This window comes from Kitasatospora sp. NPDC057904 (assembly GCF_042887925.1).
In the GTDB taxonomy this organism is placed as follows: Bacteria; Actinomycetota; Actinomycetes; order Streptomycetales; family Streptomycetaceae; genus Kitasatospora.
On the sequence record NZ_JBHVOL010000002.1, the window covers coordinates 607704 to 625503 of the forward strand.

The 17800-nt window shown below is 73.4% G+C and carries 10 protein-coding genes; 4 read left to right on the plus strand and 6 right to left on the minus strand.

Features of this window, described 5'->3' with window-relative positions; all coding sequences use genetic code 11:
- Nucleotides 1–13: 13 nt before the first annotated feature.
- The gene (locus ACFVSN_RS08095; RefSeq protein WP_387954055.1) at nucleotides 14–1315 is read left to right on the plus strand and encodes a PQQ-binding-like beta-propeller repeat protein; all 1302 of its coding nucleotides are present in this window, start codon (nucleotides 14–16) and stop codon (nucleotides 1313–1315) included.
- Between the two features lie 111 nt (nucleotides 1316–1426).
- On the opposite strand, the gene ACFVSN_RS08100 is transcribed toward ACFVSN_RS08095, so the two are convergent.
- Together ACFVSN_RS08100 and ACFVSN_RS08105 are read right to left on the minus strand one after the other, a co-directional pair.
- Complete coding sequence (locus ACFVSN_RS08100) at nucleotides 1427–2209, minus strand: S1 family peptidase (protein ID WP_387954057.1); 783 nt, start codon at nucleotides 2207–2209, stop codon at nucleotides 1427–1429.
- Nucleotides 2210–2451: 242 nt separating this feature from the next.
- Nucleotides 2452–4695 carry an RICIN domain-containing protein gene (locus tag ACFVSN_RS08105; protein ID WP_387954059.1) on the minus strand — a complete coding sequence of 748 codons (2244 nt, stop codon included), beginning with the start codon at nucleotides 4693–4695 and terminating at the stop codon, nucleotides 2452–2454.
- Nucleotides 4696–5143: 448 nt separating this feature from the next.
- On the opposite strand from ACFVSN_RS08105, the gene ACFVSN_RS08110 reads away from it, so the two are divergent.
- Entirely contained in the window at nucleotides 5144–7054 is a 1911-nt protein-coding gene (locus ACFVSN_RS08110) for a putative Ig domain-containing protein (protein ID WP_380446404.1), read from the plus strand.
- A 77-nt stretch (nucleotides 7055–7131) separates the two neighbouring features.
- Here ACFVSN_RS08110 and ACFVSN_RS08115 read toward each other — a convergent pair whose 3' ends face one another.
- Entirely contained in the window at nucleotides 7132–8106 is a 975-nt protein-coding gene (locus ACFVSN_RS08115) for a helix-turn-helix domain-containing protein (RefSeq protein WP_380444827.1), read from the minus strand.
- A gap of 128 nt (nucleotides 8107–8234) precedes the next feature.
- Between ACFVSN_RS08115 and ACFVSN_RS08120 the strand changes: the two genes are divergently transcribed.
- Nucleotides 8235–8585, plus strand: a complete 351-nt coding sequence (locus ACFVSN_RS08120; protein ID WP_380444828.1) for a hypothetical protein — start codon at nucleotides 8235–8237, stop codon at nucleotides 8583–8585.
- A gap of 232 nt (nucleotides 8586–8817) precedes the next feature.
- Nucleotides 8818–9729 carry a phytoene/squalene synthase family protein gene (locus ACFVSN_RS08125; RefSeq protein WP_387954061.1) on the plus strand — a complete coding sequence of 304 codons (912 nt, stop codon included), beginning with the start codon at nucleotides 8818–8820 and terminating at the stop codon, nucleotides 9727–9729.
- Nucleotides 9730–9790: 61 nt separating this feature from the next.
- Here ACFVSN_RS08125 and ACFVSN_RS08130 read toward each other — a convergent pair whose 3' ends face one another.
- From ACFVSN_RS08130 to ACFVSN_RS08140, 3 genes are all read right to left on the minus strand, one after another.
- Nucleotides 9791–10618 (minus strand): NlpC/P60 family protein, encoded by an 828-nt coding sequence (locus ACFVSN_RS08130; RefSeq protein WP_387954062.1) that lies wholly within the window; start codon nucleotides 10616–10618, stop codon nucleotides 9791–9793.
- A 299-nt stretch (nucleotides 10619–10917) separates the two neighbouring features.
- On the minus strand, nucleotides 10918–14745 hold the full coding sequence (locus tag ACFVSN_RS08135) for a helix-turn-helix domain-containing protein (RefSeq protein ID WP_387954064.1): 3828 nt from the start codon (nucleotides 14743–14745) through the stop codon (nucleotides 10918–10920).
- Nucleotides 14746–14789: 44 nt separating this feature from the next.
- Entirely contained in the window at nucleotides 14790–17786 is a 2997-nt protein-coding gene (locus tag ACFVSN_RS08140) for a hypothetical protein (RefSeq protein ID WP_387954211.1), read from the minus strand.
- Nucleotides 17787–17800 lie beyond the last annotated feature (14 nt).

Consider the following 17800-nt stretch of genomic DNA (forward strand, 5'->3'; position numbering starts at 1 on the left):
AGGGAGCCGGTAGATGGAGTCGCCTTCGGCCGGGCAGCGGTCGGCGGAGCAGGGCTCGTGGCAGTGGGACGACGCGGGCGGTGCCGGCGGGACGCCCGGGGACGTGGTCGGCGGGGGCGGGGAGGGGCCGCGGCTCGGCCGGCGGGGACTGCTCGTCGGGGCCGGGGTGCTCGCGGGGGGCGCGGCGCTGTGGGCCTTCGGGCGCTCCGCCCGGACGGCGCCGCCGACGCCGCGGCCGACCGCGGCGGAGGGGCCCGTGCCGGCCTGGACGTACCGGGGGGCGGAGGCGATGGCGCCCGAACGGCTGGCGGACCGGCCGGACCGGCCGCTGTTCCCGTCCCGCACCAGGCTCGTGGTGCTGGATCCCGCGAGCGGCGCCCCGGCGCGGCTGATCGCCTTCGACCAGCCGCGCCCGTACCCGCCGAGCGGCCCGGACTCCATGGGGAGCGTGGTGTTCGGGCCGGACCGGCTGTTCACCACCTTCCAGGGCCGCATCGAGTCCCGCCATCTCACCGACCCCGGCGGCGACTGGAGCCTGCCGCTGCCCGAGGAGTCGGGCCGCGGCAGCGTCCAGCTGGCCGGTTGCGACGGCGGCACGCTGTACGGCTCGGTCCTCAACTACGGTTCGACCACGACCACGTCACCCGACACCAAGGTGTTCGCGATCCGGGTCTCGGACCGGTCGGTGCTCTGGTCGCTGCCCTTCGGGGCCGGCGAGAACCTGCTGGCCCCCGTGACGGCCGCCCCCGGCCTGCTGATGTGCAGGCGCAGAGCCGGCGAGCGCACCGAGGTGGTCGTCCGGGATGCCACCGACGCCCGGGAGCTGTGGAAGGCCCCCGCGGACGAGAACCTGCGCTGGTACACCCCCGGACCGGAGAACATCTACGTCCCCGACGGCACCGGGGGCGTCCGCGCGCTGGCGCCGAACGGCGAGTCGCGCTGGACGGCCGGTCCGGCCGCGGGAGAACAGTGGCGGGCGCTGCCGCCGGTCGCGGACGGCACCCGGGTCTACGTCCCGCGCGACAACGGCCTGCTCACGGGCCACGACGCAGCGACGGGCCGCCAGGTGTGGTCCTACCGGCTGCCGTTCCCGCTGGACGTCCGGAGCCAACCTTTGGTGGCCAAGGGCGTGCTGTACGTCCCCGGGCCGGCCGCCGGTGGCGTGTGGGCGATCGACGCCGCGACGGGCCGGCAGCTCTGGACCTTCCGCGACGGGATCCCCGGCAAGGACGTCTGGTCGCTGGCCGCCGACGACACCCACCTCTACGCGGGCCACGACGACGCCCTGCACGCACTGCCGCTGGGCGCGAGTTAGCTCACGCGGATCACAAGGTCCTGCGGCGTGCGGACCTCGGTCCGCACGCCGCAGGAGAGCGGTTCAGCAGGAATGCCGTTCAGCAGGAGAGCGGTTCGGCAGGAGTGCGGTTCAGCTCGCCATGGTGCTCTGGATGAAGTCCTTGAACGCGGTCACGTTGGTGTAGATCGACGGATCGACCGCACAGGTGGGCGAGGTGCCACCGGCGCGGCTGGTGGCGCCGAGCAGCCGCCACTCACCGTTGATCTGCGCGATCGCCGGGCCGCCCGAATCGCCGTAGCAGGCGCCCTGGTTGCTGCCGTCCGGGCCCTGCGGGTTGTTGACGCAGAGTTCGGAGGAGGCGTCGAAGCCCTCGGCGCAGCCGCTCGGGAGCAGGCTGGTGTCGAGTTCCTTGAGCTGGTCGGGGCCGTTGTCACCACCCGGCTGCGGCGTCTCCTGGCCCCAGCCGAGCAGCCGGGTGGCGGTGCCGGCCGGCGCGCTGTCGGCGATCGCGATCGGGGTGGCCTGGACGGGGGCCGCGAGCTGGAGCAGGGCGATGTCGTTGTTGGTGCTGTAGTTCGGGTGCGGGACGACCCGGGCGAGCGAGGCCACCTCGCCGCCCGAGGTCCGGTCGCTCGAACCGACCCGGACGGTGAACTGGTCGGCCGTGCCGCCGGCCACGCAGTGTGCCGCGGTGACCGCCCAGGTGGGCGAGATCAGCGAGGCGCCGCAGATGTGCTGGCCGCCCTGTTGCAGCGAGACGATGAAGGAGTAGTTCTGCGACGCGCTGCCACCGCCGATGATCGGCGGGCTCGGCACGGGCGCGGCCGAGGCGCCGGTCCCGGGCGCGGCGAGCGCGAGCGCGGTGGCCGCAGCGGCGGCGGCGAGGATCCTGGGCAGCGGGAAGTACCTCATGGTGTGTCCTTGTCCGGCGGTGTGGGGCCGCCTCGTGGGGGGGCGACATGGAACAGATATGGCATGTCCATGCCGAACTGCCCGCAAGGCTGGCCCCTGACGGCCCACCGGGGACACCCGCCGATCGGCGGGGAGAGCGCCGCTGATCGGAGTATTGCGCCGCCACGCCGCCACCCCGTCACGCGCGGCTCCCAGGGCCACCACCGGGCCCCGGGAGCCGCCGCCGTCCGACCGTCAGGGCCTCAGCCGATCACCCACCGCTGGAGCGCCGAGCCGGTGTCCGGCTGCTGCGTGACGAGCGCGCCGTCGCCCGTCGAAGCCGTGGTCAGCAGGAGGCCGCTCTTCTGCGACGCGAGCGTGTACCCGCCGCCCGCCACCTGCGTCGCGATCCAGCGCTGGTTGGCCGCGCCGGTGCACGGCCACTGGATCACCTGGGCCCCGGCCGCTGCCGAACCGCCGCTGACGTCGGCGCAGAGCTTCGACTCGCCGTTCGCGAGCTGGTAACTGCCGTCCGCCTGCCGAGTGAAGACCCAGTTCTGGTTCCGGCCGCCGTTGGGCGTCCAGGTGACGAGCCGGGTGCCCTGGCCGGTGGAGTGGGCCGGGTCGTCCAGCGCCTTGCCCGAGGCCACCACCGTGCGGGTGCCGTCGAGCCCGGTGCCGGCCGGGCCGAGGGCGGTGAGCGTCAGGGTCTGCTCCGCCGCCGTCCGCGCGCCGCCGACCGTGCTGCCGCTGCGGTCCGTCCAACTCCGGTTCGGGGTCGTCTCGGTGAGCCGGTAAGCGTTCGCCGAGAGTCCGAGGACGAGGCCGCTGTAACGGTTCACGATCCGCAGCGCGCCGGTCGCGGTGCCGTCCGCCGCCGTGCCGGGCACGAGCCACCACTGCTGCCCGACCGTCGGCCCGCCGGCCGGAGCCGCGCCGAGGACGGGCCGGGCTCCCCACGAACGCCCGCTCACCGAGCCCGAGTCGACCCCGAGCAGCTGCCCGGTCGAGCCGTTGGCGATCCGGTACGAGCCGTCGCCGTTCGCCGCGAAGGTCCAGGACTCCAGCGGCGAGCCGGTCGCCGCGACCAGCGAGGTGGTGTCCGGGCCGCCCGCGGCCTGCGCGAGGACCCGTCCGTCCGCGTTCGCGATCCGGTAGACCCGGCCGGGGTCGACCGGCGGCGCGGCGGGCGCCGACGGGTCGATCGTGACCGGCACGTACTCGCCGTCCGCCCCGCCGGAGCAGCCGAACGCGCAGTAGGCGCGGAAGGTCCGCCCGACGATCGCCGAGCTCGTCCGGTTGGCGCCGTCGAGGAACCAGCGGTACCAGGAGGCCGTGTGGTAGCCGCCGGTGTCGCCGATCGGCACCCACTTCTGGGTCGAGAGGTCGGCGGTGGCGTAGTAGTGCTGGGGCGCGTTGCCGCTCTGGTCGACGGCCTGCGGTTCGCCGATGTAGAGGCCGAGGTAGGCGTCGTAGGTGACGTCCATGACGAACAGCGGCGAGGTCGGGGGCATCGTCCCGGCGGCGATCTGCTGGGCCGAGGTCCCGGTGTTGGCCGGGTCGTACTCGTCGGCCGCCGCCGTGTACCCGGTGGAGTTGTCCGCGTCGACGGGCACCATGTTGCTCTCGCGGCCGCCGGTGCCGAGCTCGGTCCAGGCGCCGTCGTACCACTTCCGCCAGGAACCGGGCGCCATCTTGGAAGCGATCGGCGCGCGGGCCACGTGGGAGTGGAACGCCTTCCAGCCACCGCTCTTGTCGACGATCCGCGAGCCGTAGAAGACGTAGAAGTACCCAGAGGCGGTGTCGACGAGCAGCCGCTGGTCGCCGTCGCCGTAGGAGTAGGTCTCGTTGGGGAACTGCGCGGTGTCGCCCCGGCTCGTGCTGTACGGCGAGGTGATGACGTGGTCCCTGATCGACCAGGTGCGGCCCTGGTCGGTGGAGACGGCGTAGTCGATGGCGTCGTAGTGGAGCCCGTCCCCGAAGGGCTGCGGGGTGAACTCGTTGTGCACCAGCCCGTACCAGTCGCCGGTGTCGGGGTCGATCCACACGCCGGACAGGTCGCAGTAGTTCTTCTGCGCGTACCCGCTGGCGCCGCCGGCGAACGTCGCGCCGCGCCCGGTGGGGCTGTTGTTGCAGCGCGAGGTCGTGTCGTCGTTCCGGTCGGCGGGGTCGGCCGGGTTGACGGCGCCGCTGATCGCGGCGGACCGGGTGGCGGTGTCGAAGTCAGTGCCGGTGAAGAAGTCCCAGTAGCGCGGGTCGTTCTTGCCGTACAGCGCGGCGGATTGCTGGAAGTAGAAGGTGCCGTCCTTGTCGACGTACGGGACGGCGGGGGTGTCGGTGGGGTGGGTGAAGGGCGTCGGCGCCCCGACCGTGACGGTGTAGGCGGCCGAGCCGTCGGGCTCGTCGGCCGAGGCCGCGGACGGCAGCGCGGAAGCGGTGACCGTGGCCGCGAGCAGGACCGCGGCGGTCAACAGGGTGGCGAGTCTGCGGGACGGGTGAGGGAACACGGGCACTCCCTGGCTCACTCTTGCTCAACTCTGCTTCAGTTCAAGCAACTTCGAGCACGACAGTGGCAGCAAGCGTCAGCCCGGTCAAGACTGCCGACACACTCCGCGCCTCGACTTCACTGGATAAGTCCGGCCATCACTGAATAAGCGGCCCGTAATCTGTTGACGCGGGAAATCCGAGATCCCAACCGCACGCCCGCGTGCGGATTTTTCGAAAACGTTGTGTTCAGCTCAAAGCCCTTTACTCACCGGCCCGTTGACCCCCATTTCCGGGAGCTGCTTTGCTGTGGCGTGGCAGGCTGCACCGCCCCCATCCCCCTCGTAGATCCGTGACCGACGATCCGTCGGATCACGTGCCGGTGCCGCCTGTTCTCCTCCGTCCTCACCCCGCACAGCCCCGCTGCCAACAGGCAGGCGGGTGGTCGGCATGAGAGAGGCTCCCCCCACCATGGGTATTTCCCGCACGCCCCACAAGGCGGGCAGACCGACCCGCAAGGCGAGAACGACGGTCCTGTCCGGCGTCGCGGCGCTGGCCCTCGCGGCCGCCGGATTCGCCTCCACCGCCGCACAGGCCCAGCCCGAGGCGACGAACCGGCCGAGCGCGTCGGCGGCGAACCCGTTCAGCCCCCAGTACCAGCACCCGTACCGGCACGGCGCCATGCCGACCATCGCGCAGAACGCCAAGATGAAGGCCTGGGCGGACACCCACGCCGGCACCGCGGCGACCGGTCCGCAGACGCTGTCGTACGGCGGCGGCACCAACGGCGTCGGCGTCCTCGACGGCCACGCCAAGGTCTACCTGGTCTTCTACGGCAGCCAGTGGGGCAGCCAGGGCACCAACGGCAGCGGCGACGCGACCTTCTCCGGCGACCCGGACGGCGCCGCCGCCGTCGCCCAGGAGATGTTCAAGGACATCGGCACCGGCGGCGAGCTCTGGTCCGCCGACCTCACGCAGTGGTGCGACGGCCCCAACGTCGCGTCCGGCGCGGTCAGCTGCCCGTCCAACGCCAGCTTCGTCCCGTACCAGAGCGGCGGCGTCCTGTCCGGCGTCTGGTACGACAACTCAGGCGCCTCGCCGAGCGCCGCCAGCGGCAACCAGCTCGGCCAGGAGGCCGTCAACGCGGCCGGCCACTTCGGCAACACCACGGCCGCGTCCAACCGCGACGCGTACTACGTGATCCTCTCGCCGACCGGCACCAACCCGGACAACTACCAGAACCAGTACTGCGCCTGGCACGACTACACGGGTGACACCACGCTCACCGGCGGCGCGGTCAACTCGCCCTACGGCGACCTCGCGTTCTCCAACCAGCCGTACAACATGGACTCCGGCGCCGGCTGCGGGGTCGGATTCATCAACTCCGGCAGCGGCACCCTCGACGGCTGGACGATGACGCTCGGCCACGAGTGGCACGAGACGATGTCCGACCAGTTCCCGGCCGGTGGCTGGACCAACCACGTGTCCGGCAGCAGCTACAACGGCCAGGAGAACTCCGACGAGTGCGCCTGGCTCTCCCCCGGCACCACGGGCGGCGCGGCCATGATCACCATGGGCACCGGCTCCTTCGCCGAGCAGGCCAGCTGGTCCAACGACACCAACTCCTGCGCCATCTCGCACCCGATCGTCGGCGGCGGCACCGGCCAGAACACGGTGACCGTGACCAACCCGGGCAGCCAGAGCGGCACCGTCGGCACGGCGGCGAGCCTGCAGATCCACGCCACCGACTCGGCCTCCGGCCAGGCGCTCACCTACTCCGCCACCGGCCTGCCGGCCGGCCTGTCGATCAACTCCTCGACCGGCCTGATCTCCGGCACCCCGACCGCCGCCGGCACCTCGTCCGTCACCGTCACCGCCAAGGACAGCACCAACGCCTCCGGCAGCGCCTCCTTCGGCTGGACCGAGAGCACCGGCGGTGGCGGCGGCAACGCCATCACCAACGGCGGCTTCGAGACCGGCAACCTGTCCGGCTGGACCTCGGCCGGCTCCACCTCCGCCTCCGGCTCCGCGGCGCACAGCGGCGGGTACGGCGCGATGGTCGGCTCGGCCAACCCGAGCACCACCTCCTCGATCGCCCAGACGTTCACCGCCCCGGCCGGCTCCAGCAGGCTCTCCTTCTGGTACAGCAACACCTGCCCGGACACCGTGACCTACGACTGGGCCACCGCCACCCTGAAGGACAACACCACCGGCACCACCACGACGGTCCTCGCCAAGACCTGCGCCGCCACCTCCGCCTGGGTCAACAAGACCGCGGCCGTGACCCCGGGCCACAGCTACACCCTCACCCTGACGAACCGCGACGACAACTACCCGGGCGACCCGACCTACACCTACTACGACGACGTGACCGTCTCCTGACGCCCACCTGATCGTCCGCGCCACCGACCCTTGCCGGGGCGGGCCCCGAAGGCCCGCCCCGGCAAGGGCTTCGCTCCTCACCGCAACCGGCCCGCCGGATCCCCCACTGCCTCGTAGTACACCTCCCGCGACCGCCGGGTCCGCCGCACGAGCCCGCCCCGGTGGAGCGCCTGCAGGTGGTACGAAACCGTGCTCGGGCTGAGGCCGACGCGCGAGGCCACGTCGGCCGTCGTCCGAGCCCGCGTCAGCTCCGCCAGGATCGACGAGCGCGATCCGCCCAGCCGCTCCCCGGCCTCCCGCGCCAGGCCGAGCGCCGGGTAGACCACGACGGGCGTCCGTCTCCCCGCCGCAGGGTCGAAGGACAGCATCAGCCCCGGCGGAAAGGCGCCCGGCACGAAGATGACGCCCGGCCCGGTGATCCGCAGCCCCGGCTGCCGGTCCGGACGGCCGGGCCGTCGCACGGACAACGTCCCGTCGTGCCAGCCCACTTCGGGGTGCAGACCGGCGACCATCCCGCCCAGCCCGAGCCCCGCCGTGAGCTCCCCCCGACGGGCGATGTCGTGCTCCAGCCGCGCGGAGAGCCCCGCCCAGTGAGGCCCGAGGACACCTGACCAGAACGCGCCCAACTCCCCCGCCAGCCGCTCCGCGAAGCCGTCCTCCCCGCGGTCCAGCGCGTCCAGCACGAGGGCGCGCGGCCTGCGGGCCGGAATCCCGAGGTCCGCGAGCCCGGACAGCACCAGTCCCATCTCCGCCCGGACCCGCTCGACCGGCGCGGTGGCCACCAGGTGCAACTCGTCCTCGACGGCCGACCGGTAGGCCGCCGGCTCCGGCGTCAGGAAGTCGGGCGTGTAGCCGTCCGCACTGATCGCCAGCGCGGCGAGCAACCCCAGCCGCCGCCCGACGATGACGTCCCGCGCCCGCAGCCGCCACTCGTACGGCACCGCGCGAGGCTGCCGCCCGAGGGCGAAGAGCAGGTGCATGGCCTGGTAGAGCGGCGACACGGCGAAACGCGTGCGCGCCACCGCGGCCGCCGAGAGTTCGATCCGGATCACGTGATTCCCCCTTTTACGCGTGATCGTCTTCGAATTGTTTCGAATGATTCGACCGGCGATCCGTCATCCGATTTCCTGGTCCCACGGGCGAAACGACCGCCCACCGAAACTCGGGAAAGGAACGCTCAATGAAGCGTCTGAAGGCCGTACTCGGCACCGGCGCGGCCGCCCTCGCCGCCACCGCCTCCCTGCTCGCCGGCGCGGGCACAGCCCACGCCGACACCATCAACGGCTGCGCGGACGGGTACGTCTGCATCTACGCCAACGACGGCACGATCACCAACCGGTACTACAACTACGGGACGTACAACCTCTCCAACCAGTACGGCTACAAGTGGATCCTCAACAACCAGACCGGTGGCGCCAAGGTGTCGTTCTGCACCGGCTACAACGGCGTCGACTGCGGCCCCGCCTACACCGCCGTCTCCTGGCTCTACATCAACCTCACCCCCATCAACTCGATCGTCATCGCCGCATAGCACAAAAGCGGCCACGATATCGAGTTCGATGACGAATCAAGAATCATCGAAACCGGCCGCCCGTTTCCCCGTCCCCCCGGACGGAGGAAACGGGCGGCTCTCGTCTTTCGACCCTAAACGAACCCGCCTTACCGAACACTTACCAATCGCTCGCGCCCGGCCCTCGTATCACCACCCCCACGCCCACCGTCTAGGCTCGGGGACGATCGAACGAAGGACCGAAGGGAAGCACGTGGGCAGCTGGGAGCGCGCGCTGGACGCGGCCGGGATCGACGACCCCGGACTGCGCGGCGACTACGGCCGGCAGCGCGAGCAGGTCACCGCCTACCGCCGCGAGGCCGCCCTCGCCGCCGGGCTGCTGCTGCCGCCCCGGCTGGTGCCGCACGTGATCGCCGCCACCGCCTTCATGCACCGCACCGACACCCTGCTCGACAGCGGCCCGGTCGACGAGCGGCGGCCGGCCTACGCGCGCTGGGAGCAGGAGGTCGTCGAAGGACTCGCGACCGGCCGGACGGACAACCCCGAGCTGCGCCCGCTGCTCGCCTCCGCCGCCGCGCGTCCCGTCCTGCGCGAGCGCATCCCCGGCCATCTCGCCGGAGCCCTCGCGGACCTCGACTTCACCGGCTTCGCGACCGAGTCCGACTACCAGGCCTACCTCGACGGCTACGCACTGCCCGCGTTCATGGTGGTCGCCGCGCTGCTCGGCCCCGACGGCGACCAGAGCGCCTACGAGGCCGCCTGCCGCGTCTTCATCGACGCGAGCCAGCGCCTCGACTTCGTCAGCGACCTCGCCGAGGACCTCGCCGACGGCCGTCTGACGATCCCCGCCGATGCTCTCGACCGGCACGGCGTCACCCGCGCCGACCTCGAACAGGGCCGCGACACACCGGCCTTCCGCGCCCTGGTCGCCGAGCAGCTCGACCAGGTCGACCGCACCCTCGCCACCGCCCGCACGGTGGTCGACCTGGCCCCGCCGGCCCACCGGCCGATGGTCCGCTGCATGGTCGGCCTGGAGGCCCTCACCAGCGCCACCGCCCGCGCCGACGTCCCCGCTCTGCTCCGCCGTTCCGCCGGCCCGTCCAAGCTCGGCGCCCTGCGCCTCCTGGCCCGCGAGTACCTGCGGGCCCGCCGCGTGGCGCGCTGACGGCAGGGGGGCGACGCCCGGCCCCCGCCCGAGCGGGCGAGGGCCGGAGGGGTGTCGCCGGTCAGCAGGTGGGCACGTCCGGCAGCCAGGCCGGGCCCTGGAGGTAGATGTTGCTGATCCAGCCGTGGTAGTCCGGCAGGTAGGACCACGCGTCGTTGGTGTAGCCCTCCGCCGTCACCGACTCACCGTGGGTCTGGCACTGGACGCGCACGGTCGTCGGGCCGGGCAGGACGGCGACCGGCGGGCGCGAAGTGCCAGGCGTCGGGCGGATGTTGACGCCGTTGCTCCACGTCTGGTGGTTGGTGGTGGCCGCCGTGCCGGGGTCGTAGCGGACGGCACCCGCGTAGTCGGCCATGTTGTGGCTGGTCAGGTCGGACACCATGATGTGCGTGTCCGACTCCCGCGCCTCGACGATCTTGCCGCCGCCCAGGTAGATCGCCACGTGGTGGACCCACGACGTGCCCCAGAACACGAGGTCGCCGGGCTTCAGCACACCGGTGTCGGTGCCCAGGCGCTGCCCGGGGAGCTGGAACTCCTCGGCGGCGTCCTTCTGCCCGACGACGTCCGAGCCCGCGGCCTTGTACCAGGCCCAGCGGATGAACCCGGAGCAGTCGTAGCCCTGCCGGTAGGGATCGTTCCTGGACCGCTCGGGGTCGCTCGGGTCGACGCTGCCGTACGTGGCGCCCGGGGTCGGGCCGTGGCCGCCGCCCCACGTGTACCAGGTGCCGGCGGCGACCTCGTCGCACGCGGCGGCGATGGCGCGGGCGGCACCGTCGGATATCGGGGTGCCGCCCAGCCCGCACGCGGCGGTGGTGTCGGCGCGGGCCGGAGCGGCGAGGGTGATCGCGCTCAGGAGCCCGGCCAGGAGGGCAAGCAGCAGGCCTGCCACGGGAGTTCTACGGTGGTTCGCTCGCAAGGAAGGTCCCCTCTTCATGGAGGTGCGACGGAACGGGCGGCGGGCCGCTCAAGGGAGGAAGCACCCGGCCGTGCGGCCGTCCCCCGTACACCCCCATGGCCGCACGACATCTGACGCATCGTCGGACACCGAATGCGGTCGCGGACCGCCGCCCGTGCCCCGAGCCTGCCCACCCGACCCGGCAACCGTCCACCCGCCACCGGTCGCCCATCCCATCGGGAAACGGGAAACCTTCCGGGAAACCGCGGCCGACCTGCCTCGACGAGCCCCGGTCAACACCCCGCCCGGTACGGCTCCCCCGGCAGCAGCGCCGCCCATCGCGCCGCGTCGACCGGTCCGAGCAGCCCGCAGATCGCGGCCGAGCGCGCACCGGTGTCCTGGTTCCAGAACCGCACCGTCCCGTCGCTGCCGCCGCTCGCCAGCGAGCGCCCGTCCGGGCCGAAGTCGACCGACCAGACGGCGTTCCCGTGCCCGGCCAGCGCGGCGACCGGCGCGCCCGCCCGCGCGTCCCAGGTCCGGACCGTCCCGTCGTTCCCCCCGCTCGCCACCGTCCGTCCGTCCGGCGAGAACGCGACCGCCCGCACCGCCCCCGTGTGCCCGGTGAGCGTCGCCAGCGGCCGTCGCTCCCCGGCGTCCCACAGCCGGACGGACCCGTCGTTGCCGCCGCTCACGAGCGTCCGCCCGTCCGGCGAGAACGCGAGTCCGCGCACGGCCCCCGTGTGCCCGGTCAGCGTGCCGACCGGGCGCAGCTCACCGACGTCCCACAGCCGCACCGTGAGGTCGTCGCTCCCCGAGGCGAGCGTGCGCCCGTCCGGGGCGAAGGCGACGGCGTTGACGAAGTCCGTGTGCCCGATCAGCACTCCCTCGGCCCGCTGCCAGGGCACGTTCCAGAGCCGGACGGTACGGTCCTCGCCCGCCGAGGCGAGCAGCCGCCCGTCCGGGCCGAACGCCACCGCGAAGACCGAGCCCTGGTGCCCGGTGAACGCCGCCACCTGGCTCCGCGCGGCCACGTCCCACAGCCGGACCGTCGAATCGGCGCCGGCCGAGGCCAGCAGCCGCCCGTCCGGGCTGAACGCCACGCCCAGCACCTGGCCGCCGTGCCCGGTGAGCACCCCGGTCTGCCGCCGCGTCGCGACGTCCCACAGCCGCACCGTCCCGTCCGCACCCGCCGACGCGACCGTCCGCCCGTCCGGACTGAACACCGCCCGCCACACCTCCGCGAACGGATGGGCGACGAGTGCCGCCGCCCCCAGGTCCCACAGCACCACCGACTGGTCGAACCCGGCCGTGGCCAGCAGCGTGCCGTCCCGGCCGGCCGCGACGCCGAGGACGTAGTCGGTGTGGCCCGCGAGCGTCGCGGTCACCCGCCGCCCGGCGACGTCCCACAGCCGCACCGTCCCGTCCCCGCCCGCGCTCACCACGGTGGCGCCGCCGTCCAGGTACGCCACCGCGTTGACGTCGTCGCTGTGCCCGGTGAGGACCGCCGTCGTGGCGCCGCTCGCGACGTCCCACAGCCGCACGGTGCGGTCCGTCCCGGACGAGGCCACGCTCCGCCCGTCCGGGCTGAACGCGACCCCGAGCACCTGCCCGCCGTGCCCGCTCAGAACCGCCGTGGCGGCACCCGTCACGGCGTCCCACAGCCGCACCGTCCCGTCCGCGCCCGCCGACGCGACCGTCCGCCCGTCCGGTCCGGTGGCGACGGCCTGGACCTCACTCCGATGACCGGTGAGCGTCATCAGCGGCCGGGGCCCCGCCGACACGTCCCCCGTGCCCCCGATGTCCCCCTTCAGCTTCGCGCCCTCGTCCCACGCGGCCGCCGACCAGACCCGGACGGCGCCGTCGGCCCCGCCCGACACCACCTCCCGTCCGTCCGCACTGAACGCGACCGCCCGCACCGGCCCGTCGTGCCCGCCCAGTACGACCGGCGAGCGCCGCCCGGCCACGTCCCACAGCCGCACCCCGTCCGACCCCGCCGAGGCCAGCACCCGCCCGTCCGGGCTGAACGCGACACCCCTGACCGGCCCGGAATGCCCCACCAGCGTCCCGCTCGGCCGCCGGTCCGGCAGGCTCCACAGCCGCACCGTCCCGTCCGAACTCGCCGTCGCCAGCAGCTTCGCGTCGGGGCTGATCGCACACCCGTTCACCGGCCCCGTGTGCCCGACCAGCCGCCCCGCGAACGGCTGCGCCTGCGTGCTCAGCAGCGCGCTGCGCGCCTCGACGGTCGGCGCGAGCCGGAACGCCCGGTCGGCGAGCAGCATCGACGCCTCGGGCCGCCCGGCGGCGAGCCGGCCCGACTCGGCCGCCATCGCCCTGGACGTCGCCGTCCGCCCCTGGTCGACCGCCGAGGACCGCTGCTGGTAGGCGAAGGCCCCGGCGGTGAGCGTGATCACGAGCAACAGGACCAGCGAAACGATGAGTCGACGCTGCCGTCGCGCCTGCCGGCGGGCCACCCCCTGGCGCTCGTCCTCATGCTTCCGGCTCGCCCGCAGAAAGCCTGTTTGACCATCCGTCAATTCACCGTGATGGAGCGGATCCTGCGCCCACTGCCAAGCCGCCGCGAGCCGCGCACCGCCATAGAGCGCGGCAGGGTCCCGTCCGTCCCGGTCCCACTCCGCAGCAGCTTCACCGAGTTGACGACGGATCAGCAGGCCGGCCCGGTCCGCCTCCACCCAGTCCCGCAGCCGCGGCCAGGCCCGTAGCAGCGCCTCGTGCGTGATCGCGACCGTCTCGCGGTCCACGGTGAGCAGCCGGGCCCGGACGAAGGCGTCCAGCACCGCCCCGCCGTCCCCGCCCACCAGCAGCGACAGCAGCTCCGCTCGCGCCACCGGCCGCCGGAACTCCTCGCCCTCCGGGCCGACTTGCACCAACCGAAGCAGGAGCTGCCGAGCGAGCTCCCGCTGCCCGGCGCCCAGCCCCGAGAACACCCGCTCGGCACTCTCCGCGACCGCGCCGTGGATGCCGCCCGTGCCCAGGTAGCCCTCCACCGTCAGGGTCCGCCCGTCGCGCCGCTGCCAGGTCGCCAACAGCGCGTGCGACAGCAGCGGCAGCACCCCGGCGCTCTCCGCCGCCCCGGCCCGCTCCCCCAGGTCGCGCAGCAACACCTCCACCAGCCCCGGTTCCAGCCCCAGCCCCGCCTCGGCCGCCGGCCGCGTGATCGACTCCCGCAGTTGCGCCCCGGCCATCGGGCCGAGCGCGAGCAGCCCGTGGCTGAGCACGGGCACGAGCTCAGGGTGGTCGAGGCACCGTCCGCAGAAGTCCGCCCGCACACCCAGCACGACGAGCGCCGCCGGGCGCACCGTCGCGAGCCCGCACAGCGTCCGGACGAACGCCCGCCGCTCCTCCTCGTCCGCACACAGAGTGAACGTTTCCTCGAACTGGTCGACGATCAGTGCCAGTCCGGCGCCCGACGGCTCCTCCCGCGCCGCCTCCTCCAGCGCCTCCCGCAGCGCGGCCAACGGGTGCGCCGTCGGCGTGCACACCGCCACCCGCCACCCCGGCCTCCCCTCGGGAGCCAGCGCCCCACCGCGCAGCGCCGGCACCAGCCCGGCCATGAGCAGCGAGGACTTCCCGGCCCCGGACGGCGCGACGAGCGCGAGCGGTCCGTGCCCGGCCCGCTCGGCCAACCGGTCGATCAGCTCGGCGAGTTCGCCGTCCCGCCCGGCGAACCAGCGCGCCTCCCCCGGCCCGAACGACGCGAGCCCCGGGTACGGACACGGCTCGTCCCCACCGTCCGTCCCTCGCTCATCGGCCCGCGGGCACTCGACCAGCCGCACCAGCGCGCCGCCCGCCCGCAGCATGTCGTCACACCGCTGCGCGAGGTCGGGCGTCGCGGGCTTGCCGCCGTTCTCGATCTTGCTCAGGTAGCCCTTGCTGTAGTGGACGAGCCGCGACATCTCCGCGAGCGAGAGCCCCCGCACCTTCCGCAACCGCCGCAACTCGGCCCCGAACTCCGGAGGCCGTCCCCATTCGCGCTCGTCGAGCTCCGACCCCACCCCTGCCCCCCAACAGGTTGACGCAACGCCATCATCATGACGGCCCGGCGGCTGCCGGCACCCCCGAATCACCGAAACGCGGCGAAGCCCCTCCCGGGAACACGACACCGCCGGGCGGCCGGAGGACCCGGCCGCCCGGCGGTGTCCGCGGGTCAGCGCCGCGAGCGGCGGACCGCGATCAGACCGCCACCGAGCACCAGGAGCAGCACCGTGAGCAGCACGGCCGGCTTCGGGCTCCGGCTACCGGTGGGCGGCAGCGGGGGCTTGGTCGTCGGGCTGGGGCTGGGCATGACCTGGACCGTGGTGGTGGTCGAGCAGTTCCCGCTCACCGCCCGCCGTGCGCCGTTCCCTCCGCTGGCGCCGGAGCAGTTGGAGCCGTCGGCGCTCAGGCGGTTGACGAGCGTCGTGCCGCCCGCGTCCGGCTTCACGGTGACGGTGTACGTGAGCGTCTCCGTCGCTCCGGGCCGGATGTCCAGCGTCCACGTCAGCCGCGGCGCGGAGTAGGCCGTCCGCCCGCTGCTGGCATGGGCGTTGAGGTCGTACCCGGCGCCGTCCAGGACCCCGGACAGGTCGTCGGTGACGACGGCGCCGACGTACGTGCCGCCGGCCCGGTTGGTGGCGGTGACGGTGTACGTGACGGTGTCACCGGCCTTCGGGTCGGACGGGCTCGCGTGCTTGGCGAGGAGCAGGTCGTGCTTCACCGTGATCGGCTCCGTCGGGGTCGCCACCGCCGTGTGCGTCGGCGTCGTCGGGTCCGGACCGCCGGTCACCACCACGGTGTTGACCGGGACGGCCGTGGCGTTCGGGTCCAGCGTGCCGGTGAGCGTCCAGGAGACCGTCGCGCCGACCGGGACCTCGACGGCCGGGCAGGTCGCCAGGCCGTCCGTGACCGGGCACGGCGTCCCGTCCGCGTCGGCCGTCATCGAGGCCCCGTTCACCCCGGCGGGCACCTGGTCGGTCACGACCACGTTCCGGGCCAGCGAGGGCCCGTCGTTGGTCACCGTCACCCGCCACTGGATCTGCTGCCCGGCCACGACCGGGGAGGTCAGCAGGACCTTGGCGACGGTCAGCCGCGCCTGTGCCGAGGGCGAGCCGGACGGCGGGGCCACCGCCGTGTGCGTCGGCGTCGCCGGGTCCGGACCGCCGGTCACCACGGCCGTGTTGCCCGGGGTGCCGGTCGCGGCCGGATCGAGCGTGCCCGTCAGCGTCCAGGTCAAGGTGACGCCGACCGGGATCTCCACCGCCGGACAGGTCGCCACGCCATCCGAGATCGGGCAGGTGGCACCGCCGGGCCCGGTCATCGCGGCGCCGGTCACACCCGCCGGCACCCGGTCGCTCACCACGACGCCACGCGCCACGGAGGGCCCGTCGTTCGTGACGGTCACCCGCCACTCGATCGGCGCCCCGGCCACGACCGGGCTGGTGACGAGGACCTTCGCCACGCTCAGCCGCGCCTGCGCCGAGGGCGAGGACGTCGGCGAGGCCACCGCCGTGTGGGTCGGGGTGCCCGGGTCGGGCCCGCCCGTCACGGTGGCCGTGTTGGCCGGCGTGACGGTGGCACCGGCGTCCAGCGTGCCGCTCAGGATCCACGTCCGGGTCGCGTCCACCGCGATCCCCACGCCCGGGCAGGTCGCAGTGCCGTCGGCGATCGGACACGCGGTGCCGTCGTCGGCCGTCATCGAGGCGTTCGACACCCCGGTGGGCACCCGGTCGCTCACGACCACGTCACGGGCGGCGGACGGTCCGCGGTTGGTGACGGACACCTGCCACCGGACCTGCTGCCCGGGCACCACCGGATCGGTGAGCAGCACCTTCGAGACCGACAGCCGCGCGTCCGGCACCGGCCCGGCGGTGGGGCTCGCCACCGCCGTGTGCGCGGTCGTGCTCGGGTCCGGACCGCCCGTGACGATCACGGTGTTGGTCGGCGTGACGGTGGCGGCGGGGTCGAGCGTCCCCGTCAGGGTCCAGGTCAGCGTCACACCGACCGGGATCTCCACCGCCGGACAGGTCGCCACGCCACCGGCGATCGGGCAGTCGCTGCCGTCCTGGGCGCTCATCGACGCATTCAGCACGCCGTCCGGGACCTTGTCGGTCACGACCACGTTCCGGGCCCGCGAGGGACCGTTGTTGGTCACCGTCACCCGCCACTGGATCTGCTGGCCGGGCACCACGGCGTCCGTCGCCAGCACCTTCGACACCACCAGGCTCGCCTGCGGCTCGGGACTGCCGCTCGGGGAGGCGGTGGCGGTGTGCACCGAGGTGCTCGGGTCGGGCCCGCCCGTGACGGTCACCGAGTTGGTCGGCGTGGCCGTGGCGTTCGCGTCCAGTGTGCCGGACAACGTCCACGTCATCGTCTGCCCGGCCGGGATCTCCACCGCCGGACACGTCGCCACGCCACCGCTGATCGGACAGACGGTCCCATCCGAAGCCACCATCGAAGCGTCGTTCACACCCACCGGCACCCGGTCGGTCACAACCACGTTCCGAGCCCGCGAAGGACCGCTGTTCGTCACGCTGACCCGCCACTGGATCTGCTCCCCAGGCACCACCGGAGTCGTCACCAACACCTTGGCAACCACCAGATTCGCCTGCGGAGAAGGCGAGGACGTCGGCGAAGCCACCGCTGTGTGCGACGACGCCGACGGATCCGGACCACCCGTCACCGTCACCGAGTTGGTCGGCGTGACGGTCGCATTCGGGTCCAGCATGCCGGACAACGTCCACGTCATCGTCTGCCCGGCCGGGATCTCCACCGCCGGACACGTCGCCGTGCCACCGCTGACCGGACAGACGGTCCCGTCCGAAGCCACCATCGAGGCGCTGCTCACCCCCGACGGCACCCGGTCGGTCACGACCACGTTCCGAGCCCGCGAAGGCCCGTTGTTCGTCACGCTCACCCGCCACTGGATCTGCTCCCCAGGCACCACCGGGTTCGTCACCAACACCTTGGCAACCACCAGATTCGCCTGCAAAGAAGGCGAGCCCGACGGCGAAGCCACCGCCGTGTGCGAGGACGCCGTCGGATCCGGACCACCCGTCACCGTCACCGAGTTCGTCGGCGTCACCGTCGCGTTGGCATCCAGCGTGCCCGTCAGCGTCCAACTCGCCGAAGAACCCGCCGGGATCTCCACCGCCGGACACGTCGCCACACCACCGCTGACCG